The sequence below is a fragment of the Hyphomicrobium sp. genome (assembly GCF_035548195.1).
In the GTDB taxonomy this organism is placed as follows: Bacteria; Pseudomonadota; Alphaproteobacteria; order Rhizobiales; family Hyphomicrobiaceae; genus Hyphomicrobium_B.
Genome location: NZ_DASZTY010000017.1, coordinates 35,477 through 58,962, shown reverse-complemented (window position 1 = coordinate 58,962; position 23,486 = coordinate 35,477). Strand labels below are relative to the sequence as shown.

Below are 23,486 nucleotides of genomic sequence, written 5' to 3'. Positions count from 1 at the left end.
CTTTAGCGCTCCCAGAAATAGACAGTCGCTGGTTCGGGCTCCCAAACGTGGGCCTTCTCGATGTCGGGCAGATTGACAAGCGCGCGATACTCCGAACCGAACGCAACGTAGTCGTCGGTTTCCGCCATCACAGCCGGCTTGCAAGCAATCGGATCGCGAACGACACCGAACCCGTTTTTCGTTCCGACGACGAAGTTGAAGAAGCCGTCAAGATCGTCGATCGTCCCGCGGAGCGCGTCTCCGAGGTTGAGACCCTGCTTCATTCTCCAGGTGATGTAGGCCGCGGCGACTTCCGTATCGTTCTCCGTCTCGAAACGGATGCCGTCACGGACAAGCTCACGACGGAGACTGTTGTGATTTGAGAGCGAGCCATTATGCACAAGGCATTGATCGGGGCCTGTCGAAAACGGATGCGCGCCGAGGGTCGTGACCGCCGATTCTGTCGCCATGCGGGTATGGCCAATCGCATGGCTTCCCGACATCTTAGCCAATTCGAAACGGTTCGCGACGTCCGTCGGGTATCCGACTTCTTTGTAGATTTCGATCGCTTCGCCCGACCCCATGATCCGGATCCCCGGAACATTCGTCCGAAGCCAGTCGAGAACAGTGTCGAGTTTATCCGAGGCGACAGTAAGAACGGCGTGGCTGGATTTGACGTTCAGATCAGCCGCAACGCCAATTTCTTTCTTAACTCGCTCGGCAAGGCCTTTGAATGCAGCCGGGTCAGCCGACTGCAGGGTGATCTTGCCCTTGCCCTTACTCGGCGTTCCGTAAACGGCGAAACCCGCCGAGTCCGGCCCGCGCTCGCACATTGTCCCGAGCATCTTTGAAACCAGACTCCCGAGTTCGGGTTCAAGAGCCGGGTTCTTGATGAAAAGACCAACAATTCCGCACATGACGGCCTGCCTTTACTTCTGAGGTTCGCCCCAGACGTAACCAGATTGCCGCACGCTCGTCAACTAATAAGAATGTTTTTTTCTTCTGAGTAATCAGCTTGCCGCGAACTCGCGGCAGCGAGACTAGGAGCCTTTATCTATAAGGCGTGAAATTTGCCAGTCTATTCAGCCGCGACCAGATGTGGTCGAGACACCACCTCTGGCTCCATCTTCGGTCCCACAATGAGGCGCATCGTCTTCCGAATACGGGACGTGTGCTCCCGAAGCGGCACAAAAAGTTCCTGACGGCGCCCCTGATTGTCTCGGAATTGAATGCTGAGCGTCCGGTGTGAAATGAAAGAGATCGTCACGTCCACTGAAGTAACGCCCAAATCGCGCGCAATCTCACGAATGGCGTCGGCTTGCGCGATAACTTGCTGATCGTCGCTCATCGCTGTGCTCCTGATCCAGACGGGAAATGGTGAAATGACGTGACGATGCGTTCAAACCGCAAGAAGTCGTCGACGCCAAAATCATCTGACGCAACACTCGGAAGCAAAGGGCGCGCCAACTGAGACCCGACAAAATCACAAAATTCATCCGTTGACAGATTGTAAACCATCGAATTCTAAAGTCCGGATTGAGCCGGGCGGGAAAACGTCTCAACCACAATTCGAATTCGAAAACTGAGAACGGCATGTCCACTTGCCGGACTCAGAGTGGTGCCGGCGTGTGTCCCGCAGCGTCGCCAGCGCCAAGCGGCGAGGCGCGCAAATGCGACCTCGCTTGCGCCGCCATTTGAAAAACGAAATCGGAAGCTCATAAGTGCGGTATCGATGTCTCCACATATTTTTGGGAACTCCGTTTGGCTTTGATGTCTTTGACGAGCAGGTCAACAAACGTCGCTTGGCGAGCCTCATTTCTGGGCTTCGCGATGCTTTCGGCGATGTCGGCAGGGGCAGCGAATGGCAACGACAGAGATGCCCAAAACAAAATAGCGATCTACCGCACAAAGCTTTCCGACTATCGTCAAGCACGCCAACCTTATGAAAAACGGGCGGCAGCATACTGGAATTTGGTCAAAGAGAAGCGCTCGAAACGCATCAAGAAACTGCTACGCGGAACACCGACGTCGCTCGCCGATTACGTTTTGAAACAGCCGCCCATTTATACCGGCCCGCCGGAACCGGAGAACCCAAACATATCGTCGCCCCGCATCAAGCCGGTGCCGGTCGTCGCCGACTTCTTGAAGAATGCAAAAGAGCAATTCGGTTTCGTCCCCGAAAGGCCCGCAACGGAAGCCGATTATCAGCGCGCTTACATCGAGGCGGCGTTGGCAGTCGGTCTCACGAGGGAGCAGTGCGTCCACGTTTATGCTTTTGAATCCGGCGGCAACGGAACCTATGATGTTCAGGCGGGCTTGGAATATAATACACCGGGCGCGCGCGCCATCACGACGGCCTTAGGATACAATCAGCTTCTTGGGACCAACAGCGTCGAACTGTTGGCCGAAGCAGGCGGCGAATTTCTCGCAGCGCTAAATCGCAAAGTGGCCGCCGCTCACGGAATCCGCAAGCTGACGCTGCTGCACAAAATCTCCGCACTGAAGAAAATGATTGCATTCAGCCGCAGTGTTCCGGACCGCTGGAATCTGCACGCTCGCCTCGCTGACACACCGAAAGGACTGGGCATTCATGCCTTGAACCTGGACATCGATATCGGGCCGTTATTGCAAGTCAGAAAATTATTGACGTCTATCAAATTCGCAAAGGCGCATGGATACGCGTCGCCGCTGTCGGCCGCGGAGCTCGAAATGATGAATTTGACTGGCGATGGCAACGGCTTCGATATGGTTCTGATGCCGAAAGATATGCGCGCCCAGGTCCCGACCTCAAACTTCTTTCAGCGCGGCGGTTACGAACGCAATCCCGTCGCCGGCATGAATAATACCGTCTCCAAATTGCTCGCTGCGACCAACGCCAAAATGCAATCGGAAGCCGAGTTGCAGGGTGCAGAGAACATGGCTTCTCTCTTTGAGACGCTCCGATAGCGGCACGCAAAATTCACGTGTTCGTGTTTTTCGTTTCGAAGCCGTTCCGACGGAACGCAATCTCTTACAAAATCTCGCGAATATCCCGCAAAGCCGCTCCGGTACGCCGCCCGACATTGCACGCGGCGACGAGTTTGGTTCTCTCACACCGTAGAAAATATTTGCGATCAGGCAGAAGAAAGCGCCGGCTCACAGGAATGTCGTTCACTAAGCGAGCCAAACAACCTCATTCCGCAAACCAACTGTTCTCGACATTTCGGAGTGGGGAAAACGGTCTGCAAATAAGAACAAGTTTATTCTCAAGGAGACTCTAAATGCAAAGCGTGATCGGCGTAGGCCCACGACGTAGGTCGTGGCGCCAAGGAATACTTGCGTCCTCTTTGCTGGCTGCCGCAGCGATGATTTCGGTGCCCGCCATGGCAGATGACGGTCCCACGGTGAATACCATCGAGGGAAAAGTTCGGGGATACACGAAGGATGGAGTCAACATCTTCTTGGGCATCCCCTACGCGGCCCCGCCCGTCGGCAAGCTGCGCTGGCAGCCGCCTCAGCCCGTCAAGAAGTGGAAAGGTGTTCTTGATGCCACGCACTATAAGAGTTCCTGCCCGCAGGTTACCGAGCTTGGCGCGTTCGCAGGCCCATCGAGCATAAACGAAGACTGCCTGTATCTCAGCGTCTTCACGACCTCGAACAAGGGACACAAAAAACCCGTGCTCGTATGGATTCACGGCGGCGGCAACGTCGATGGTGAGTCTAACGATTACGACGCCAGCAAGCTCGCCACGGGCGGCCCCAACGGCAAGGATACCGTCGTTGTCGTCCTCAACTATCGCCTCGGCCTCTTCGGCTATTTATCGCAGACAGCGCTAAACAACGAAGGCCACCTCTGGGGCAACTACGGCATTCTCGACATTCAGGCGGTCCTTCGCTGGGTCCAGCGAAATGCTGCTAAATTCGGCGGAGATCCGACGAAAGTTGCACTTGGTGGTCAGTCGGCAGGTGCGCAAGACACCGGCGCAAACATGCTGTCACCCTTGGCCGCCGGCCTCTTCAATCGCGCAATCTACGAAAGCTCCCCGCTGTCTTCGCTTTCAACTGCCGCCACGGCTCTTCAGAAAGGCAATGATTTCGCTACGGCGGCGGGATGCACAGGCGGCAACGTTGCCAAATGCCTCCGTAACTTGTCGGCGGCGCGTATCCTCCAGCTCCAGGGGACGCCCAACGCCAATGGTCCGTACATCAACGGCCCATTTGTCGACGGTACGATCATTCCAATTCAGCCCGAGGCCGCCTGGACGACCGGCCGCTTCAACAAAATGCCGACCATGGGCGGAGCCACGAAAGATGAAGGCAATTTCGGTATAAGCATCACGGAGTACTTCTCCGGCCCACCGCAAGTGCCGATGACAGTGGACCAGTACAATGCGAAGGTCACCGGCGATCTCGCGACCCAATATCCGTTGAGCAACTATGGCGGCAATACGCAGTTGGCGTACGACCGCGTCACCACGGATCGCGGCAAATGTGCCGGTCTACATGTCCTGAAATTGTGGGGCCCGCAGATGAAGACGTATGCGTACGACTTCACCTATCAAAACGCGCCCTATTATTTCCCCAAAATGCCGGGCTTCCAGCCGCTCGCCTACCACACCTCCGATATCCAGTTCCTCTTCCAGAACTGGCACGGCGGCAACTTGGGCGTAAACCTCGACCAGACCACGGGCCTTCCGCGTGATCTTCAAGGTGCGGAAGTTACCCTGTCGGATCAGCTCGTAGCCGCCTGGACGAACTTTGCTGCGACCGGCAATCCCAACGGCTCCGGCAATTCGCCATGGCCGAAGGTGGCTGGATCTTCCGTCACTTTCCTTAATCAGAATACGCCGCTCGCGACGGAATCGGAAGCCGACTACCGAGCTGCTTACAAGTGTGATTTCTGGGATACCCAGATCACCTATCCGACTATGTAAACGGATAGCTTGAACTCTCAGGGGCCATGTTCAGCGCGGCATGGCCCCTGAGTCCGTTCATACCAAGCGCCGTCGATTTGCCATAACGCAGCTCTCCGAAAAAGCATGTCGCGTGTTAAGATTCGAAATCGAATCAAGACAGGCAAGCAGAAGAGAGCAAAGATGAAGACTGGATTTGCCGCGACAGTCGCCGCAGCTTCAATAGCGCTCGGCATCGTTACGACATCTGCACAAGCCGGAACCGCCGTCCTCGGCAGCCACGGAGCGACGACGATAGCTCAGCCATCCCGGATCGTTCTCGTCGACTGGGGCCACCACCATTGCTGGTGGATAAAAGGCCGCCGCGTTTGCCGGAAATAGCAGTCCTGGCCTCATGACCGAAAAGCGTATCATCGCCGTCGGACACGCCGCACTCGACTACGTCTATAAGATAGATAAATTTCCGCATGCGCCGACGAAGCTCCGCGCCATCGAACACATCGCGAGCGGCGGCGGCATGGCCGCGAACGCGGCGGCAACCATCGCGAAGCTTGGCGGCAAAGTCTCCCTATGGAGCCGGATCGGAAACGACGACGCCGGCGCAATCGTCGTTCAGCAACTTCGTCGGATCGGCGTAGATACCAAAAATGTCCGAGCATTCAATACGTCACGCTCGCCAACCGCCGCTGTGATCGTAGATTCACGCGGCGAGCGCCTGATCGTCAGCGAAGATGATCATAACTTACCATTAAGCGCCGACTGGCTCCCCGCACAGGACATAGAAGCTGCAAGCGTGGTCTTCAGCGACCTTACATGGCTAGAAGGCACGCGGCTCGTTTTCGGCACCGCACACAAACTTGGCATTCCGACCGTTCTGGACATCGACCTGGGAAGTGGAATGCTGCTTTCGAAAATCATCGGTTTGACCGATTATGCGATCTTTTCCGCACCCGCGTTCCGGCAATTCGTCCACGGCCATGATGATCACGCGCGCCTGACGCATCTTATTGAATCAGGCGTCCAGCATGCGGGGGTAACACTCGGCGCAAAGGGCTACGCCTGGATGAATCACGAAGGGAAGACGGGCGAGCAAGCAGCTTTTGGCATCGAGGCCGTCGACAGCACCGGCGCCGGGGACGCCTTTCACGGGGCTTTCACTTGGGCCTTAGCCAAAAGCTATGACGAAACCGAATGCGCCCGCATCGCTGCGGCAGCGGCGGCGCTAAGTTGCCGGAGGCTCGGCGCGCGCGCCGGCCTGCCGGCAAAATCTGAACTCGAAGAATTTATACGAACCCAATTTCAAGAAAGCTGACGCACACTCAATCGTTGTCGACTTCTTCTTTGGTCAAAGCGCCAGTGTGCGGGTCAACGTGAAATTCAGTGATCTTGCCAGCCTTCACACCTTTGCCTTCCCAGTGTCCGTCGTCGGCGTGCAGGCCCGTCACGTTACTGTATCCTGCCGCTTCCAACTTCTGCATAACCTGATCCTTCGGCATCCAGTCGCTGCCGGGAACATCATCGCTATCGGCAAAGGCTGCCGCACCCGTGCCAAGAAGCACAGCGACGGCAAGAGCAGAAACAGTGCGACTACGCATAAACGATCTCCATTGCTAGATTTTGAATAGTTCCAGAACGCTTCATTTAGATGCCGGTTCCCGGCATCTAGCCGTGCCGATTTCGCAACGGCATCACCGCCGCGCGGTTTTGCTCCAGATAATAAAGCCTGTTTGCCCTTTAGTTCTGGGCTCAAATCGGAGAGTTTACCGGCCGCTGGATTGAGATTGCTAGGTTAACGAAGTGGACCGGGGGAATGTCAGCATTCACGACTGAATCCGTTTTGTCGGTCAGACACTGGACCGACACGCTCTTCAGCTTCACAGCGACGAGAAGCCAAAGTCTTCGCTTCGACAGCGGCCAATTCATCATGATGGGACTGGAGATCGACGGGCGTCCGTTGACGCGCGCATATAGCGTCGTCAGCGCGAGTTACGACGACTATCTGGAATTCCTCAGCATCAAGGTGCCCGACGGCGCACTGACCTCGCGACTTCAACACATTAAGACGGGCGATCCGATCTTGGTCGGAAGAAAGCCGACGGGCACACTCGTGGTCGCGAACCTGCGGCCGGGCCGGAACCTTTATCTTTTGGGAACCGGCACAGGGCTCGCGCCTTTCATGAGCATTATTCGCGACCCGGAAACCTATGAACGGTTCGAAAAGATCGTGCTTGTCCACGGCTGCCGGATAGTCTCGGAACTCGCTTATGGCGACAGGATCATGCGCGAGCTTCCGACCGATGAATATATCGGGGAAGCCATTCGCGAAAAGCTCGTCTACTTTCCGACGGTCACACGCGAGCCCTTCAAAAATCGCGGCCGCATCACCGAGCTGATGAGCTCTGCGGACTTCTTCAGCGAGCTGAGCCTTCCCGAACTTTCCCATGATCGCGATCGCGTGATGCTTTGCGGAAGCCCAGAAATGCTGAACCAGCTCAAGGCTTTTTGCATCGCGCGGGGTTTCACCGAAGGCAATTCCGGAGAGCCCGGAGACTTCGTGATCGAAAAGGCCTTCGTCGAAAAATAGCGCGGCCTTCGAGCTTCAGAAATTTATCAACCCTCCGACGCTGATCAAATCCAAACCTTTGAGATCGGCCAGCTCTGGCGCGCCCGCGACGTCGGCATCGTAGTGCTGCGCCTTGACGTAGACGGTCATTGCGGCAGCGTCAATTTCTTGTGCGATCCCGGCACCGTAGCGCGTGAGTTTGCCCGACGTTGCCCCAAGTGCGAGTGCGGCGGGTCCGAGTTGATCATCGTACTCTGCATAATCACCGTAGACGATCGTCGTACCAAGTCTCGTCCATTTCCGCCGGACGCCGAATTTCGTGTACCAATGGCGGCTGTCCGGCGCGGTATATCCGCTGGTCAAAGGTTCATCGTTGTTGCCTTCTTTTCCATAAGCCGCGTGCGCAAAAAGTCCCGTCGCCAGATGTTCGACGTAACCGCCAACTTGGAAATAATCGGAGTGCTTGTGTTGTAATACGGCGGGAGCGCTCGCGTTTTTATCCAGGTTCTCCGAATACCCAACACCCAACCGGACTTTAAAGCCGTTCATTTCTCCGGCATACCGCGCAGCAACTTCCCAATCGTCATCCTCGCCCCAGCTTGCCGATACCGAAAATCCTGCAAAGGCCGGCGAGTCATACCGCACAGCATTCATTACCAGCCCATCGCAATCGCCCCCAATCGGCAGGTTTTGCGAATAGCAAAACGCAAGCTGCCCCCACGTCATGGAAGCAGGCAAAAGATCGCCGCCGCTCCGAATAATAAACTGCGGAAATCCCGCTAAGAATGTGTAGTTGTCGATGATCTGCGTTCCCGATTGATCGGTGAACATGGCAGCGCTCTTCGACGCATTCGCTTGCCGTCCGACACTGATTTCGCCCAACCGATCGTTTCGCAGATACCAAAAGGACATCTGCACATTAAGTCCCTGAGAGAAATAATCGAAGAGCTGGTTGATGGCCTGACCTGTCGTGGCGTTACGCCCAAACGGATTGTCGTCGAGATTTTGAATCCGCAGCGTGTATCCCGCGGTCCAGCCGGGGGCGATTTGAGCCTGCCCGACGAATTTGACATGTGTCGCCTGCGTTGGACCGAGCCCATGTGCATAAACATTCTGTTCGGCCCCGTCGTCCCACCACGTCAGCTCCTGTGCGACATAACCGGAGATCGATAGCGATACCTTCCGGTTTCCCTTCCGAGCCGTTGTCACCTCAAGGTCGGCAATGCGCTCTTCGAGATCGCTGCAACAAGAATCACGATCGGCGGCCAGCGCACCCGGTGCGGCAAAAAACATAGCCGTGAATATCGGCAGGCAGAGCACGACCCCCAATTTCGTAATTTCGTACCCACCTGTTGGGAAATGACGTCCGTTCAAAGCGTCCCCCTTCCTCGGCCGGATCGCGTTTCCAACCGGAAAAACAAAAAAGCTGCCGCGGACACGCGCTGTGATGCGCAATGCCCGAGCGGCAGCTTCGCCCCACGCCCACCGTTGGGCGTTGTCCGTCTCTTCTCAGCAGAAATCGTGCCAGTCGGAACGCAACGACAAACCCAGGAAAACCCGGGCGCGCACAAAAGTGCAGTCATAACGCTTCAAATTAGCGTTCAAACACCGAGCAATCGTCGCCCGCATTGGCGCAAATTCGTGCAAAATCCGGCAGTAGGGGATCTGAATCCAACCGCACAGGCTTACCGAAGACGGGGAGTTATCCTATTTTGAAATCCAGCGGCGAAGCATCTCGCGTCCCGCGGGCGCCCGCAGCAAATAACGAGGGCTTGGCTATGACCTTTCCGCCATCGGTCGCGCGAACGGTACAGAAGACACAGGAGTGGCTCAAAGAGCTGAGCGACAATGGCGATCTCGCCGATCCTCAGGAAGCTTACGGTGTTCTTCGCGCCGTACTTCATCACCTGCGCGATCGGCTCACATTGGAAGAAGCCGTAGATCTCGGCGCTCAGCTTCCGACGTTGATCCGCGGTATCTATTACGAAGGCTGGCAGCCTCGCAGACCGGCGCATCGCATCCGCTCGCGGCAGAAATTCGTTCACGAGGTCGCCGAAAAAGACTTTCCGAATGCTGTCCCGTCCGAGCGAGCAATCCGCGACGTCTTCGCTTTGCTGGCGCATCACTGCGATCCGGGCGAAATCTCCGACGTTATCGGCCAGTTACCCGCAGAGTTGAAGGAATTATGGCCCAAAACAGCCCAGACATTTAGGGAGCGGACCGCCTAACCTCACAATGCATTTTTGCTGCGCCGAGGCGGATATAGATTGAGAAGACTAAACAGGCAGAGACGCTGAAATGGCTAATTGGAACTTGAGAAGTTCACGGCGCGAGTGGGACGACTGGCTCGGTATCATACTAGGGATCGCGATTGCGCTGGCGCCCTGGATCGTTGAAGAAACCTCCAACTCTCCAGCCATCGTCAACGCGGCGATTGTGGGGTTCCTCATCATGATCCTCGCCGAAGCTGATCTCGTGAATTTCCGGCGATGGATCGAAATCTGTCAGCTGGCCGGTGGACTTTGGATAGCGGTCTCTCCCTTCGTGTTCGACTACGCCGCCAATGGTTCGCTGCGCCTCTGGCATATTATTGCAGGCCTGGCTGTGGCAGCTCTTAGCTTGTACGAATTGCGCCAGCCTGTTTCGGAAGGTAATCAATAAGCCGTTTCACAAAGGAAGCTCATGGCGATCAATCACGCAAAATCCGGAGAGGTTGTCGATCTGGGGCCTCTCGGAGAAAACCTGCAAAATGCGAAAACGACGGCGCTTGTAAAATCAGACGCCTTCGAAGCCGTTCGCCTCGTGGTCCCGGCTGGTAAAGACATCCCCTCTCACAGCGTATCAGGCCCGATCACGCTGCACTGTCTGGAAGGCCGCGTGGTGATTGGCCTCCAGACCACGACGCTCGAATTGAGCGCCGGACAATGGATCTATCTCAACGGCGGCGAAAGCCACTCTTTGAGAGGTGTCGAAGACGCCTCGCTCCTCCTAACAATAATATTCCCGCGCTGATCGTTAGACTACGAGAGCAGACGGCGAATTTGCTCTTTGAGGCGGCCCGGAATTTGATCTGGCATCAGACCTTCGTTTTTCAGCATCTGTCGCCAGTTTCCGACCGTGTCCGATGCTCCTGACCGTGCAGCAGTTATTGCGCGCTGCAATGAGGCGAGATTTGCATCGAGCGTGTTGCGATTTCTAACCGACGACCGACCGGCAAGTGTCCCTATGGCAAACCCGAGAACGCCGACGGCAACCAGTGTGAACACCGGATTTTCCCTCAGGATGTCCACGCCTTCGCGCGCAGTCTCCTGAACTTTCTCGCCAAGGGTCGCAACGTCTTGCCCAGAAGTGCGGCCGGATGAATAGTCTGATGAGGTGGTGCTATGGTCCATGAGCGTTCCTTAGGACGATGGAGGTGAAGGTGTATCTGGCGATGCTGCTGCGCCCGCATGTTCCGACCTGCTCGCCACGTACAAGCCCGCGGCGGCCGCAAGAAGAATTGGCCAGTTCTTCAAGCCTGTTCGCACCATGGCTGGAATAACGATCGGTGCGGCGGAAGACATGACTGCCATGACAGTGTCATCGTCGAAAATCGATTGCGGACTGGAATTCTCGGCTTTTTTATCGGCCGGCTCGGCTTCGCCGGTGGCAGCTGAATTCGAAACGCTGGCGTGCTTGCGTAAGCGAACGACGATTGCGGCACAGAGGCCGAGCAAACAAAAGACGCCGGCGACCATAAGCGTCCCAAGCTCTGCCCCGTACAGCCTGTCGAGATACATCGTGAGGCTCGCCGCGCCGAAGCCGACTGCAATCAGAAAAGGGATCGCGATCAGGATCCGATTTCCGAGATCGCCGAGAGCAGAATCGACGCTCTGCTCGGCGCGCTTGAACAAGGCCGCAAACATGGAGGTGTCCTGATTCCTAGGCCTTCCAGAGGGCGCCAAGAACGAAGCCAGTCACAACTGCAAGACCGAGCGTCGTCATAGGTTGGTCCGAAATCGACTTATCGAGCGCTTTCGAAAAATTCTTTCCGACCTTTTGAACGTTCGCGCTGATTTGCGCGCCCTGAGCCAGAAGCTCGTCGCGCGTATCCTCTACATGAGCAGCCATACGGCCAACTTGGTCTGCAGCACGCATTCCCGCATCCGCGACCCGATCGACAAAATCGTTAGCAGCAGCGCGGGCTTGCGACGGCGGGTCCTGACGTACCATTGTCTACCTCATGGAACGGAATTCAGAATTGAGCTGATCTTCAACTCGGGGCACGGCTGTTTGTTCCGGTCCCCGAGCAACACGAAGTGCCCTAATGGCTTCCCGACAGTTCGGGCGTATAGCTGGCACTAACGGCCACCGAATGGGACTGTATCGGTGAATCTGTCACCTGGGATGAGGGCTTCAACGCCGACATAAGGTCCGTTAACCGACTAAAGGATTGCGGTTCCTCGCCGGATCGCGACTCTTCGGAAATGCTGCCCGCCGGCCTGGTCAAATCCAGCTTCAAAATATGTGCATTTGGAAATTTCTGCGCGGCCTTGGTTGCCAGAAACGAGAACGCTTTTTCGCCAATTCCGACGATCGTGACAAACACCACCTTTTGCAGCGACCCCGCAGCTTCGCCGTCGATACTGGACAAGGCCGTCAGTCCCGACGATCCAACGATAGTGTTTGCTGTCGCGGAAGACCTTGCATTGATTGCACCGGCCGAAAATCGAGACGCGATACAATCAAACGCACCACGCACGGGAACAAGCAAAACCCGCGCATCTTCGCTGGCTTCTGAAGGCAGCGCCGTTGACGCAACCTCATCGAGGGTTTCCTCTAATTCCTTGATCGTTTCCGCATCGAGACGCCCGCGCCGGCGATCCGTCACCGCGAGCCCCAATGCGGGAAACACCAGATTATCGAGTACAGCTTCCGACGAGGCGGATTCCTTGGCTTCTTCAATCTGGTCGACAGCCGCATAGGCGTCCCCCGACAACAGACGATGATAGAAGTCGTGCTGCTCCGAAAGCGGCGGCTCATCCCCAAGCAGAACCGAAACAAATTCAAGATTGGGGATATATCGCCCAAGCACGACCAGAACGAGCGTGATCGGCGTCGCAAGCAGAAGACCAATCGGACCCCACAGCAACGTCCAGAAGCTCGTCGCAAGCACCATCGCAAAAGGAGAGAGCCCTGCGCGTTTGCCAAGAAAAAACGGCTCAATCACCTGCCCCATGATCGGTTCTCCGATCAGGAAAACGGCAAGCGTAGAAAGCGTCATTGTCCAGCCCGGATCGACGGCAGCAGCAAGCAGAACAGGCGGGATAGCCGCGATGTAAGCGCCGATAAACGGAACGAAGCGCATCACGAACGCGACGCATCCCCAAAGCGGCGCATTGGGAACGCCCACGATCAGCAAGACGCAGCCGACGAAAAAACCGAACGATGCATTGAGAATGGCTTGGCCCGTAAAAAGAGCGGATAGACGGTCACCCGCATCCGACATAGCCGCCGTCGTCTCGGTCATGTTGTCCGTACCGAACACCCGAACGACGCGATCGCGCAGATCCTTGTATTGCATCAATAGGAAAAGCGTGAAAAGGAACGTCAGCGCCGTTTGAGCGACCGGCTCGGCAAGCATCTCGATCCCCCGCCACGCGCCTGACTCGCCGTCCTGCGTGACGACGACGTTCTGCTGCTTTTGAGAGTCGGGCGGAGAGGTCGGAGCGGCAGCCGTATTGACGCTGAGCTTGAACTCCTGATCGAGCATCTGCTGATAGGATTCAACGGCATCGATCGCGCGGCTTACGACGCCGCTCGGTACCGATCCACCCACGACGGTGTGAACTTTTTTCAATACGTTACTGCGGTAATCCGGAAGATCAGCTGCCAGCGATAAAAGCTGTGAACTCAGCGCCACCGAAGCTCCAACCAACAATCCCGTCACAACGACGACGACGGAAGAGACCGCTAGCCAATCTGGCAACGAATGCTTCTCAAGCCAGCGAACGACCGGCACCAACACAAAACAGGAAATTACCGAGAGCGCTAACGGGACAAGAACAGCTTGCCCGAGGACGAGAGTAGCGACCAAGGCAGCAGCAACGATAAGGGCTGCAGAAATGGTACGGAGTGAGTTCGCGAGAAGCGGCATTGTGGTCCTCAGAGCCTGCAGCCCTGAACCCGCCGACCCCGATCATTGTTCCGTATGGAGCCGAATGCCCCGACAAAGACCGTGTCCACTTCCGGCAAAATTTCGTAGGCCTCCAAAGCATAAGAAGCCATCAGCGGGTACCGACTCACCTCCTGGCGACGTTCGCGATTTGCACCCGGGAAAGCGCCTAATTCGAGCGCTTCCCCACAAAATCGACCCGACAATTCGAGGGTGCGCGAGCTGTAACACGCTCGCCATATTGACATTTGACTGTCGCTGGCTGCACGTGCCGGTAGGGAAGCCTTGATTTGCGATTTTGAGACCGCCGAGGCTTAAGCGGCCGCGATTGAGGCGGTGCGGGGAACAAAAATCTGCGGGGATGCCACAAAAAGTGCTCATCATGATTGTAAGGGCGAATCCCTCGTCAGTTTGAACGCAACCGCGGCCCTATTAGGCAGGACATCGACCAAGATCGCCGTCTGAGCGAGAGATGCATGCAAACGCAAACGCCGACCACGGAACTTTTAAAACGCCTCGCGCGCGACTATGGCCGCGAGTACGCCCCGCAATACGCCGTAGCCATCGTTGCGATGATGATCGTCGCCGGCACGACCTCTCTCAGCGCTTACATTATGAAGCACGTGATCGACACGATCTTCGTACACCAGAACCGCGCGGCATTGATGGGGATTACGCTCGGAATTGTGGCGATCTTCGTGGTGAAAGGCATCGCTGCGTATATCTCGGAAGTTTTGGTCGGAACGATCGGCAATCGCATTGTCGCTGAGACCCAGAAGCGGATGTACGATCATCTCTTGAAGGTCGATATCGCTTTCTTTCACAAGCACTCGTCGAGCGACCTCGTCACGCGCATTTCCAATAACGCGACATCGACGCGCGACGTATTGAACATGGTCTCAATGAGCTTCGGCCGCGACCTGTTCACGATCGCCGGATTATTAATCACCATGATCGTACTCGATCCGATCATGACTTTGCTCTCGTTGGTCGGCGGCCCGCTGATTGCCTTGACATCTCGGAAGCTGCGGGAGCGCGTGCAGAAAGCTGCAAGAAGCGAAGTCGATTCCGTTTCCGGTGTCATCCGGGCAACCCGCGAACTGAGCCAGGGCGCGCAGGTCGTCAAATCGTTCCAACTCGAAAGCAAGATGCGGACGCGCGCGATGAACGCCATCGACGCTGTCCAGAGATTGACCAACAAGATGCTGCGCATCCGCGCGACCGTAAACCCTTTGATGGAGACGGCCGGCGGTTTCGCAGTGGCAAGCGTGGTTTTCTATGCCGGCTGGCGGAACCTGTATTATGGCGACACGCCGGGTCAGTTTTTCGCGTTTATCACCGCCCTGCTTCTGTGTGCCGATCCGGCGCGGCGCCTCTCGCGCGTCCATCTTCAGCTCACTCAGGCGTCTATAGGTGTACGCATGATGTACGAGCTTCTCGATACGCCCGCGAAGGAGATTGAACCGCCCGGAAAGCCGGAGCTTCAGGTCAAGGCAGGCAAGATCGAATTCCACGACGTTTCCTTTGCCTACGTCGCGAAAAAGCCGGTCATCAATGGCCTGAACTTAGTCGCTCCCGCAGGAAAGACGACAGCCCTCGTCGGTCTTTCAGGCGGCGGAAAATCGACGATCTTCGCGCTTCTGCAACGGTTCCGCGAACCGTCGAAAGGCTACATTTCGATCGATGGTCAAAAAATCAAAGATGTCTCGTTAGTATCGGTGCGCCGCAACATCACGACCGTCGGCCAGGACGTGTTCCTGTTCGAAGGAACGATCATGGATAACATTCGCACGGGCCTTGAAGACGCGACCGACGAGATGTGCATCGAAGCAGCCAAATCCGCCAATGCGGACGAATTTATCGAAAAGCTGCCACACGGCTATAAAACGCAAGTGGGCGAACTTGGCGCCCAAGTTTCAGGCGGACAGCGTCAACGCATATCGCTCGCGCGTGCGTTCTTGAAAAATGCCCCGATCATTCTTCTCGATGAGCCGACTTCGGCTCTCGACAGTCGTACCGAGGAAATCATTCAGCGCGAACTGAAGCAGTTGACGAAGGGCAAAACGACGATTGTTATCGCGCACAGGCTGTCGACAATTCTCCACGCCGATCTCATTCACGTGGTCGAAGCCGGCCAAGTCATCGAGAGCGGCACCCATGACTCGCTGCTCGCGCAGAACGGAGCTTATAGCCAGCTCTTCAAGCTCCAATTCTCAAAGTATGCCGAACAGCCGAAGGCCGAACTCGCCCAGGCGATATAAGCGCAGGACGGACGTCAAGTCGTACCAGCCACGACGAGGGAGCGCCCAGCCATCTGAATGATCAGCGCGGCCAAGGCGAGAAGCGCGCCGAAGGCGCACACCGGCAGCCACCCGCCCGTTTCCCAAGCAAGAGTGGCTCCAATCGACCCGAACGCGCCACCGGTAAACATCACGGTCATAAAGACCGTGTTGAGCCGGTTCCGCGCTTCAGGACGCAGCGCATAGATGAGATGCTGGTTTGAAACCACGGTGCTCTGCGTACCGAGGTCCAGCACGATCACGCCGATGATCAAACCAGACAACGAATCCCAAAAACCGAATAACAACCACGAAGCGACCATCAGCGCTGCCCCGAGGCATAGCACAAGCTCTGAGCCGCGCCGGTCGGCCAGACGTCCAGCAAGCGGCGCAGCTAACACGCCGATCGCGCCTAGGGCGCCGAATAACCCGGCAGCATCGGCACCTAAATGAAATTCCGGCTCTTCAAGGTGAAGCGCCAGAATGGTCCAAAAAACCGAAAAGGATCCGAACACAGCTGCCTGCATCAGGCTCGCCCGCCTTAGCACAGGTTCACTAGCCCACAGATGGATGAGCGACTTGAGCGCAGCGATGTAGCTCATGCCCGTATGTGGATAGTTCCGGGGCAATACGATCGCCATCGCCGCCGCGCCCGCGATTGCCATCGGCAAACCCAGACGAAACATCTCGCGCCATCCTGCATAAGTGGCAACGAACCCCGCGAGCAGCCGGCTGAGCAAAATACCGCAAAGCAGTCCTGCCATGACCGTTCCGATCACGCCTCCCCTTCGCTCGGGCGTCGCAAGAGAGGCAGCGAACGGAATGATTTGCTGCGCAACCGTCGCGCAGATCCCGACAACCAGCGACGTCAAGACAAGCGCTACGACAGAGGGAGCAAACGAGGCGCACAGCGATGCAGCTCCCAAAAGCAAGAACTGGCCGACGATCAGACGCCGTCGATCCATCAAGTCGCCCAGCGGCACCAATAGAAACAAGCCTAAACCGTAGCCGATCTGGGTTGCCGTCGGCACGAAGCCCGCCCACACCGAGTTGGGAAAGTCGCGTTTGATAGCGCCGAGCATTGGCTGATTGTAATAGATGTTGGCGACCGCGACGCCGCATGCGATGGCCATCGCGACGATCAAACCAAAACTTAAGCGCGCGACGTTTCGTTCCGTTGCGGGCGCAATCCCTCCGTCCATCGCTTCTTCCACATTTGCTACTGGGAACCAGACGAGTGGAGGTGTCGCCCTCCGCGCGCAACGCGGGAATGCGTCGCACGGCACACCCATATTTGAAAATTCGATAGGAGCTATGCGAGCAGGGCCGACGAAACGAACGGTCCTTATGACGAACCGTGCTTGACAACGAGCCAAACGAGAAGAAGCACGAACGGCGCAATTAAACCGATCAGAAAAACGACACGCTGCCACGGCTTGCGAAGAATGATGTCTCCCTGACGCGCCCGCTGGTCGGAATAGACCTTCGGGCGTTCTTCCCTGGACGACGGACGGCCTTGCTTCATGTCACGATCTCACTCTGTCAATGTAGAGCATTCTTCAGCTGCCGTTTCGTCATCTTGGAGCGTCCCTCTTTCCCCCGCTTTTTTGCCCGCCGATAAAGCTCGCTCTTCGTTAATGTTCCCGCCGTCTGGGAGAAGTTTTCTCCACCGCTTCCGCCTCCGCACAATGGAGCACCGTTCGCCGGTTGTCGTTGGAACGCGTCCAATGCTCGGCAGTTCCCGATGTCGAGCAGCAGTCGTTGGTTAATCCTGATTAAACGAACTTCCGTGAGACGCTGCCCGAGCGAGCCGATATAATCGCAAGGTTGCCCATCGATGGAGAAAACAATGAGGATCGCGACTGCCCTGATCGTAAGCCTCTTCATGTCGACTGCCGCATTCGCAGCAGACGCCACATGCGACGCCACAGCCAAGGACAAAAAACTTCATGGCGCTGCGCTGAACAGCTTCATGACAAAGTGCGAGAAGGACGCAAAGGCGAAGTGCACCGCCGAAGCGACTGCTAAGAAACTTCACGGCGCCGCTGCGACAAGCTTCACGAAGAAATGCGTCAAAGACGCAAGCGGAGCCTAGGGTTTTTCTGCGACCAGGCGTAGAGCGCAAACGCTCCCGCGCTCCGCGCCTATGTCAATCATTCCGCCGCCTGTCTACTCTGCATATCGAGAATGTTACGAATTTCCGCTCGACAGGACCCGCAGTTGGTGCCCGCCTGAATAGCCTCGCCGACGGCCGCAACCGAGCTGCAACCGCGGGCGATAGCGGCTGCAATTTCATTGCTCCCGACTGCGAAGCACGAACAGACGATGGCACCTTTGTCGGCAACGCCATTGCCCGGCCGTCCCGCTATGATCGCGAACCGCGCTCGGCGATCGGCGTGCGTCGCAGTAAGCTGTTGAACAGCCCAATCGCGCGAAACAGCCACCGGCCCCGGGCCGAGGAATAACGCTCCGGCGAGCCTATCCGACTCATAACAGGCAAAACGGTGAAGGTTGGCGCACTCGTCGCAATAGGCGATCATCTCCGCCGATTCCGAAACTTGGAACAAGGCCCTGGCGGTTTCAGACCAATCGCTGCGATCGGCTGCGAACGCAAGCTCCATGCGCCAGCCGCCATTGCATTTCGCAAGTGCCCAATACTCGGCGTCGATACGGGCCGGCTTCCTCTTTAGAACAGCGAAGCCATACCGAGCCGCAACGAAGCGCTCAACCCGCGCTGCCACGTTTTTCGAAGCTGGTTGTCCCGATACGGCATCCGTTACGGCCGGCACCAAAGCATCGACCCGCGCCTTTGATGCGAACTGATCGGACCAATGCATCGGTACGAAGATAGAGCCTGGGCGCTGCCGAACGGACGGAAGTGCACGGACAAGAACGGCACCCAATCCCGTTGAAACACGCACAAGATCGGCGTCTCTGATGGTGTAGCGCGCCGCGTCCTCGGGATGAATTTCGACGTAGGGCTCGGCGAGATGCTGTGAGAGACGCTGGCTCCTGCCGGAACGCGTCATCGTGTGCCAATGGTCCCGGATGCGTCCGGTATTCAGCGTCAGCGGAAAATCGGCCGAAGATCGCGTGCCTGCATTCAAATGCACCGGAACAATGCGGGCTTTTCCATCCTTCGTGAAAAATTTCCCATCGGCGAATAATCGCCTTTTCGACCCTGCACTTGAAGAATGCGGCCATTGAAATGGTGCGAGCCGGTCGAATTCCCGTGCTGAGATCGCGAGGTAGCGGCCGATGTCGAAATCGCGCGCGCCGTCGTTTTCGAACGCTGAAAGCGCCGCATGTTCGGCAAAAATGTCCGGCGGCCCGCGATACGCGAAAGCCTCGGCAAAACCCATCCGCTTGCCGACTTCCGCCAGTGCCCACCAATCGGCCCGCGCCTCGCCGGGAGGGGGCAGAAATGGCCGCTGCCGGGAGATGCGCCGCTCCGAATTTGTGACGGTACCGTCCTTTTCGCCCCAACCGGTCGCGGGAAGCTTTACATGGGCGTGTCGCAACGTATCCGTTTCCGCTACGACGTCGGAGACGACGACAAACGGACAATTTCGAATAGCTTCCTCGACCCCGCCCGCCTCCGGCATCGAAACGACAGGGTTCGTCGCCATGATCCACAGCGCCTTGACCTTCCCGTCTCCGACCGCGCGAAAGAGATCGACCGCTTTGAGCCCAGGCTTTTCAGCAATTCTGGGCGACCGCCAAAAATTCTGGACGCGCCGCCGATGTCCCGCATCGCTAAGCTCCATATGCGCCGCGAGCGTGTTTGCTAGACCTCCGACTTCCCGGCCGCCCATCGCATTGGGCTGCCCCGTGACCGAAAACGGCCCCGTTCCCGGCCTGCCGATCCGCCCTGTAGCGAGATGACAATTGATGATCGCATTGACCTTATCCGTACCGCTTGCAGACTGGTTCACGCCTTGACTGTAAACGGTCACCACCCTTTCGGTACGAGCGAACAGCGAAAAAAAAGCCGCGAGCGTAGGCGTATCAAGACCGGTCTGCTGCACGAGCGCGAAATCATCGAGATCCCGTACCGCCCGAACAGCCGCGTCGAAACCTACAGTGTACCGGGCAACGTAATCATCGTCCGCAGCACCAGTCTGAACGATATATCTAAACACACCTAAAAATAGCGCCACATCGCCGTCAGGTTTGATCGGAAGATGGATGTCCGCAATATCGGCCGTTATCGTGCGCCGCGGATCGATCAGCACGATCTTCATTTCCGGCCGTTTCTCTTTGGCCGCGACGATCCGTTGATAAAGCACAGGATGGCACCAAGCGAGATTCGAGCCCACGAGCACGATGAGATCAGCGAGTTCAAGATCCTCGTAACATCCGGGCACGGTGTCCGAACCAAACGCTCGCTTATGACCCGCAACGGACGAGGCCATGCACAGCCGAGAGTTGGTGTCGATGTTGGCTGAGCCGATGAACCCCTTCATCAGCTTGTTGGCGACGTAATAATCCTCGGTCAGCATCTGGCCCGACACATAGAACGCGACGGAATCGGGGCCATGCTCGGCGATCGTCTCTGAAAACCGGGAAGCGACGAGATCCAGCGCGTCGTCCCAGCGCGCACGTTGCCCATAGATTTCGGGATAAAGCAGCCGGTCCTCCAGCCCCACCGTTTCGGCAAGCGCCGAACCTTTGGAGCACAGCCGCCCGAAGTTCGCTGGATGCTCCGGGTCGCCGCGAACCGACACATCTCCGTTCTCACCGACCTTGGCGAGCACGCCGCAGCCGACGCCGCAATATGGGCAGGTCGTCTTGATTTCCGGCGGCTCACCCATGCGTTTCAAGCCGCCCGGCTCGCCGCAGCTTTAATGGCGAGGAAAAGCTTATCCCCCTCCGCTTTCACTTCGAGCGTGCGAACCGCGCCTTCGTCCGCGCCCAGAGCTTTTCCCGTTTCGAGCGAGATGACCCAGTTGTGAAGCGGACACGTTACGGCAGCGCCATGCACAATGCCCTGACTCAACGGCCCGCCGCGATGCGGACAATGGTCCTCGATCGCGAAGATGCGATTGTCGGCGGTACGAAACACCGCGATCTTGCCCTCCGGTGTTTCGATGCATCTGGCGCCGCGTTGGGGAATGTCCGAAGCGCTGCCTATCTCGACCCATTTCATGACGCTCACTCCGCCGCTTCCGCCATGCCGACCGTCGCCAGCGGCCGGAACTCGTGCTTATGGAGACCGGAGACGCGCTCTGACCATGGATCGACTTGCGCGAATTTCTGAGAATAGACGAAGCGGTCGAAGTAGCCTTTGCGCTTTTCGGCGTCGTCGAGGACTTGCCGGCGAATTTCAGGAATGCCGATGCGCTTCGTCCACTTGTAGATGCGTTCGAGATAGCGCGCCTGCTCACGATACATTTGCACGAGCGCGACAATCACTTCGAGCGCTTCATCCTCCGTCTTGACGAGACCGAGCACCTCCGTTCCCTTAATGTCGAGCCCAGCCGCACCGGCAAAATGAATCTCAAAACCTGAATCGACGCAGATCACGCCGACATCCTTGCACGTCGCTTCCGCACAGTTCCGCGGACAGCCCGATACGGCCATCTTGACCTTGGCCGGAGTCCATGATCCCCACATGAACTTTTCGATGCGAATGCCAAGTCCCGTCGAGTCCTGCGTTCCGAACCGGCACCAGTCTGTGCCGACGCACGTCTTCACGGTGCGCAGCCCTTTGGCGTAGGCGTGCCCAGAAACGAAGCCCGCTTTGCCGAGATCGGCCCAGACCGCAGGCAAATCCTCTTTCTTGATGCCGAGCATGTCGATCCGCTGGCCGCCTGTCACCTTCACCGTCGGAATGTTGAACTTGTCGACGACGTCGGCGATTGCTCGAAGTTCCTTCGCGCTCGTCACACCGCCCCACATGCGCGGCACGACCGAATAGGTCCCGTCTTTCTGAATGTTGGCATGCGCTCGCTCGTTGATGAACCGCGACTGATAATCATCCGCGTATTCGCCGGGCCAGTCACAAACGAGGTAATAGTTGAGCGCGGGACGGCATTTTGCACAGCCGCACGATGTCTTCCACTCAAGCTCCTGCATGACGGCGTTGATCGACTTCAAGGACTTCGCCTTGATGAGACGGCGAACATCGTCGTGGCCAAGCGACGTGCATCCGCACATCGGCTGCACTGCCGCCGGGTTGTATGCATCGCCAAGCGTCAGCGTCATAAGCTGCTCGACGAGGCCCGTGCACGAACCGCAAGATGCCGACGCCTTCGTATGGGCGCGCACATCGTCGAGCGAGGTCAGCCCCTTCGCTCGTATCTCTCCGACGATCTTGCCTTTGCAGACGCCGTTGCAGCCGCAGATTTCCGCGTCATCTGGCAAGGCTGCAACGGCCGCCGTAGGGTCCAAGGGGGTTCCTCCTTGGTAGGCCTGGCCGAAAATCAGCGTCTCACGCATCTCCGAAATGTCGGTTTGCTTCTTTTTCAGATCGTTGAACCACGCGCCATCGGCTGTGTCGCCGAAGAGGACCGTTCCGATGATGCGATCGTCTTTAAGGACGAGCCGCTTGTAGACGCCCGCAGAAGCATCGCGCAGCACGATCTCCTGGCGATCGTCGCCGTCCGCGAAATCACCGAGCGAAAAGAGGTCGATGCCGGTGACCTTAAGCTTCGTCGGCGTATCGCTATGCACGAACTCGGCGTTGTCATCGCCTGCAAGCTTCGCCGCCGCGACGCGCGCCATCTCGTAAAGCGGCGCAACGAGACCGTAAACTTGCCCCGCGACTTCCGCACACTCCCCGACGGCGAGGATATCCGGGTCCGATGTCTGCATACCCTTACCGGCCAGAATGCCCCGGTTGACATCAAGCCCGGCGTCTTTCGCCAGACCGATATTCGGCCGGATACCCGCCGCCATGACGACCAGCGTCGCCGGTATGATACGACCGTCCGCCAGTTCGACGCCCTCGACCTTGCGCTCGCCGAGGATCGCCTTCGTCACCGCCTTGGTAATGACCTTGATCCCTCGGTCTTCTATGGACTTCTGCAGCAGATATCCCGCAGCGGGGTCGAGTTGCCGCTCCATTAGCGTCGGCATCAAATGCAGGACGGTAACGTCCATCTCCTGCATCTTAAGTCCCGCAGCCGCCTCAAGGCCCAGCAATCCCCCACCGATCACGACCGCCTTCGAGCGTGATTGCGCCGCCAGCATCATGGCGTTGACGTCGTCGAGGTCGCGAAATGACAATACGCCTGCGAGATTATTGCCGGGCACCGGCAGAATGAGCGGCACCGAACCTGTCGCGATAACGAGCTTATCGTAAGGCTCCACCACTCCGTGATCGGATGTCACCGTTTTCGCGACGCGATCGATCGCCGTGATCTTGTGCCCTTTGTAAAGGGTAATGCCGTTCTTGATGTACCATCCGTCGCCGTGGATGATGATCTGCTCGAACTCTTTTTCGCCCGTCAGAACCGGCGAGAGCATGATGCGGTCATAGTTGACCCGCGGTTCGGCATTGAAAATCGTCACATCATAGCGTCCGGGTGCGGCATCGAGCAGATGCTCAAGCATTCGGCCGGGCGCCATTCCGTTTCCGACGATCACAAGTCTTTGCTTCATAAGTTGGCCCATTT

23 protein-coding genes are annotated in these 23,486 nt (G+C 57.3%); 10 read left to right on the top strand and 13 right to left on the bottom strand.

All coding sequences use genetic code 11. From position 1 onward, the window contains the following. Positions 1-2 precede the first annotated feature (2 nt). Together VHB22_RS04830 and VHB22_RS04825 are read right to left on the bottom strand one after the other, a co-directional pair. A complete protein-coding gene (locus VHB22_RS04830; protein WP_325455830.1) occupies positions 3-896 on the bottom strand; it encodes a glutamine amidotransferase family protein in 894 nt (297 codons plus the stop codon). 161 nt (positions 897-1,057) lie between these two features. Beyond that, positions 1,058-1,327 carry a hypothetical protein gene (locus VHB22_RS04825; RefSeq protein ID WP_325455829.1) on the bottom strand — a complete coding sequence of 90 codons (270 nt, stop codon included), beginning with the start codon at positions 1,325-1,327 and terminating at the stop codon, positions 1,058-1,060. A 494-nt stretch (positions 1,328-1,821) separates the two neighbouring features. Between VHB22_RS04825 and VHB22_RS04820 the strand changes: the two genes are divergently transcribed. The 4 genes from VHB22_RS04820 (at position 1,822) to VHB22_RS04805 (ending at position 6,183) form a co-directional block, all read left to right on the top strand. Then, positions 1,822-2,925: a hypothetical protein gene (locus VHB22_RS04820; protein ID WP_325455828.1), complete on the top strand. Its 1,104-nt coding sequence runs from the start codon at positions 1,822-1,824 to the stop codon at positions 2,923-2,925. A 314-nt stretch (positions 2,926-3,239) separates the two neighbouring features. Next, positions 3,240-4,892, top strand: coding sequence for a carboxylesterase/lipase family protein (locus VHB22_RS04815; protein WP_325455827.1), 1,653 nt, complete (start codon positions 3,240-3,242; stop codon positions 4,890-4,892). A 162-nt stretch (positions 4,893-5,054) separates the two neighbouring features. Further along, positions 5,055-5,252 carry a hypothetical protein gene (locus VHB22_RS04810; RefSeq protein ID WP_325455826.1) on the top strand — a complete coding sequence of 66 codons (198 nt, stop codon included), beginning with the start codon at positions 5,055-5,057 and terminating at the stop codon, positions 5,250-5,252. Between the two features lie 13 nt (positions 5,253-5,265). After that, entirely contained in the window at positions 5,266-6,183 is a 918-nt protein-coding gene (locus VHB22_RS04805; protein WP_325455825.1) for a PfkB family carbohydrate kinase, read from the top strand. A 7-nt stretch (positions 6,184-6,190) separates the two neighbouring features. On the opposite strand, the gene VHB22_RS04800 is transcribed toward VHB22_RS04805, so the two are convergent. Then, the gene (locus VHB22_RS04800; RefSeq protein ID WP_325455824.1) at positions 6,191-6,466 is read right to left on the bottom strand and encodes a PepSY domain-containing protein; all 276 of its coding nucleotides are present in this window, start codon (positions 6,464-6,466) and stop codon (positions 6,191-6,193) included. 215 nt (positions 6,467-6,681) lie between these two features. Here VHB22_RS04800 and VHB22_RS04795 point away from each other — a divergent pair, with 215 nt between their 5' ends. Further along, entirely contained in the window at positions 6,682-7,455 is a 774-nt protein-coding gene (locus VHB22_RS04795; RefSeq protein WP_325455823.1) for a ferredoxin--NADP reductase, read from the top strand. Positions 7,456-7,470: 15 nt separating this feature from the next. Here VHB22_RS04795 and VHB22_RS04790 read toward each other — a convergent pair whose 3' ends face one another. Continuing rightward, positions 7,471-8,727 carry a porin gene (locus tag VHB22_RS04790; RefSeq protein ID WP_325455822.1) on the bottom strand — a complete coding sequence of 419 codons (1,257 nt, stop codon included), beginning with the start codon at positions 8,725-8,727 and terminating at the stop codon, positions 7,471-7,473. Between the two features lie 485 nt (positions 8,728-9,212). On the opposite strand from VHB22_RS04790, the gene VHB22_RS04785 reads away from it, so the two are divergent. The 3 genes from VHB22_RS04785 (at position 9,213) to VHB22_RS04775 (ending at position 10,446) form a co-directional block, all read left to right on the top strand. After that, on the top strand, positions 9,213-9,662 hold the full coding sequence (locus VHB22_RS04785; RefSeq protein ID WP_325455821.1) for a DUF2267 domain-containing protein: 450 nt from the start codon (positions 9,213-9,215) through the stop codon (positions 9,660-9,662). Between the two features lie 70 nt (positions 9,663-9,732). Then, positions 9,733-10,095 carry an SPW repeat protein gene (locus VHB22_RS04780; protein ID WP_325455820.1) on the top strand — a complete coding sequence of 121 codons (363 nt, stop codon included), beginning with the start codon at positions 9,733-9,735 and terminating at the stop codon, positions 10,093-10,095. A gap of 21 nt (positions 10,096-10,116) precedes the next feature. Next, positions 10,117-10,446 (top strand): cupin domain-containing protein, encoded by a 330-nt coding sequence (locus tag VHB22_RS04775; protein WP_325455819.1) that lies wholly within the window; start codon positions 10,117-10,119, stop codon positions 10,444-10,446. A gap of 8 nt (positions 10,447-10,454) precedes the next feature. On the opposite strand, the gene VHB22_RS04770 is transcribed toward VHB22_RS04775, so the two are convergent. The 4 genes from VHB22_RS04770 to VHB22_RS04755 form a co-directional block, all read right to left on the bottom strand. Then, positions 10,455-10,826 (bottom strand): hypothetical protein, encoded by a 372-nt coding sequence (locus VHB22_RS04770; RefSeq protein WP_325455818.1) that lies wholly within the window; start codon positions 10,824-10,826, stop codon positions 10,455-10,457. Between the two features lie 9 nt (positions 10,827-10,835). Further along, entirely contained in the window at positions 10,836-11,339 is a 504-nt protein-coding gene (locus VHB22_RS04765; protein ID WP_325455817.1) for a hypothetical protein, read from the bottom strand. A gap of 16 nt (positions 11,340-11,355) precedes the next feature. After that, a complete protein-coding gene (locus VHB22_RS04760; protein WP_325455816.1) occupies positions 11,356-11,646 on the bottom strand; it encodes a hypothetical protein in 291 nt (96 codons plus the stop codon). 91 nt (positions 11,647-11,737) lie between these two features. Next, complete coding sequence (locus tag VHB22_RS04755; RefSeq protein ID WP_325455815.1) at positions 11,738-13,570, bottom strand: AI-2E family transporter; 1,833 nt, start codon at positions 13,568-13,570, stop codon at positions 11,738-11,740. 494 nt (positions 13,571-14,064) lie between these two features. Between VHB22_RS04755 and VHB22_RS04750 the strand changes: the two genes are divergently transcribed. Continuing rightward, the gene (locus VHB22_RS04750; RefSeq protein ID WP_325455814.1) at positions 14,065-15,849 is read left to right on the top strand and encodes an ABC transporter ATP-binding protein; all 1,785 of its coding nucleotides are present in this window, start codon (positions 14,065-14,067) and stop codon (positions 15,847-15,849) included. Between the two features lie 14 nt (positions 15,850-15,863). Here the strand turns inward: VHB22_RS04750 and VHB22_RS04745 are convergent, their stop codons facing one another. Both VHB22_RS04745 and VHB22_RS04740 read right to left on the bottom strand, forming a co-directional pair. Continuing rightward, complete coding sequence (locus VHB22_RS04745) at positions 15,864-17,069, bottom strand: MFS transporter (RefSeq protein WP_325455813.1); 1,206 nt, start codon at positions 17,067-17,069, stop codon at positions 15,864-15,866. A 143-nt stretch (positions 17,070-17,212) separates the two neighbouring features. Continuing rightward, a complete protein-coding gene (locus VHB22_RS04740) occupies positions 17,213-17,392 on the bottom strand; it encodes a peptide ABC transporter permease (protein ID WP_325455812.1) in 180 nt (59 codons plus the stop codon). Positions 17,393-17,716: 324 nt separating this feature from the next. On the opposite strand from VHB22_RS04740, the gene VHB22_RS04735 reads away from it, so the two are divergent. Continuing rightward, on the top strand, positions 17,717-17,962 hold the full coding sequence (locus tag VHB22_RS04735) for a hypothetical protein (protein ID WP_325455811.1): 246 nt from the start codon (positions 17,717-17,719) through the stop codon (positions 17,960-17,962). 58 nt (positions 17,963-18,020) lie between these two features. Here VHB22_RS04735 and VHB22_RS04730 read toward each other — a convergent pair whose 3' ends face one another. The 3 genes from VHB22_RS04730 to nirB are packed head-to-tail and all read right to left on the bottom strand — an operon-like array spanning position 18,021 to position 23,472. Continuing rightward, positions 18,021-20,681, bottom strand: a complete 2,661-nt coding sequence (locus VHB22_RS04730; RefSeq protein ID WP_325455810.1) for a molybdopterin-dependent oxidoreductase — start codon at positions 20,679-20,681, stop codon at positions 18,021-18,023. 5 nt (positions 20,682-20,686) lie between these two features. Beyond that, positions 20,687-21,016, bottom strand: coding sequence for a nitrite reductase small subunit NirD (nirD, locus tag VHB22_RS04725; RefSeq protein ID WP_325455809.1), 330 nt, complete (start codon positions 21,014-21,016; stop codon positions 20,687-20,689). Between the two features lie 5 nt (positions 21,017-21,021). Next, positions 21,022-23,472 (bottom strand): nitrite reductase large subunit NirB, encoded by a 2,451-nt coding sequence (gene nirB / locus VHB22_RS04720; protein ID WP_325455808.1) that lies wholly within the window; start codon positions 23,470-23,472, stop codon positions 21,022-21,024. Between the last annotated feature and the right edge of the window lie 14 nt (positions 23,473-23,486).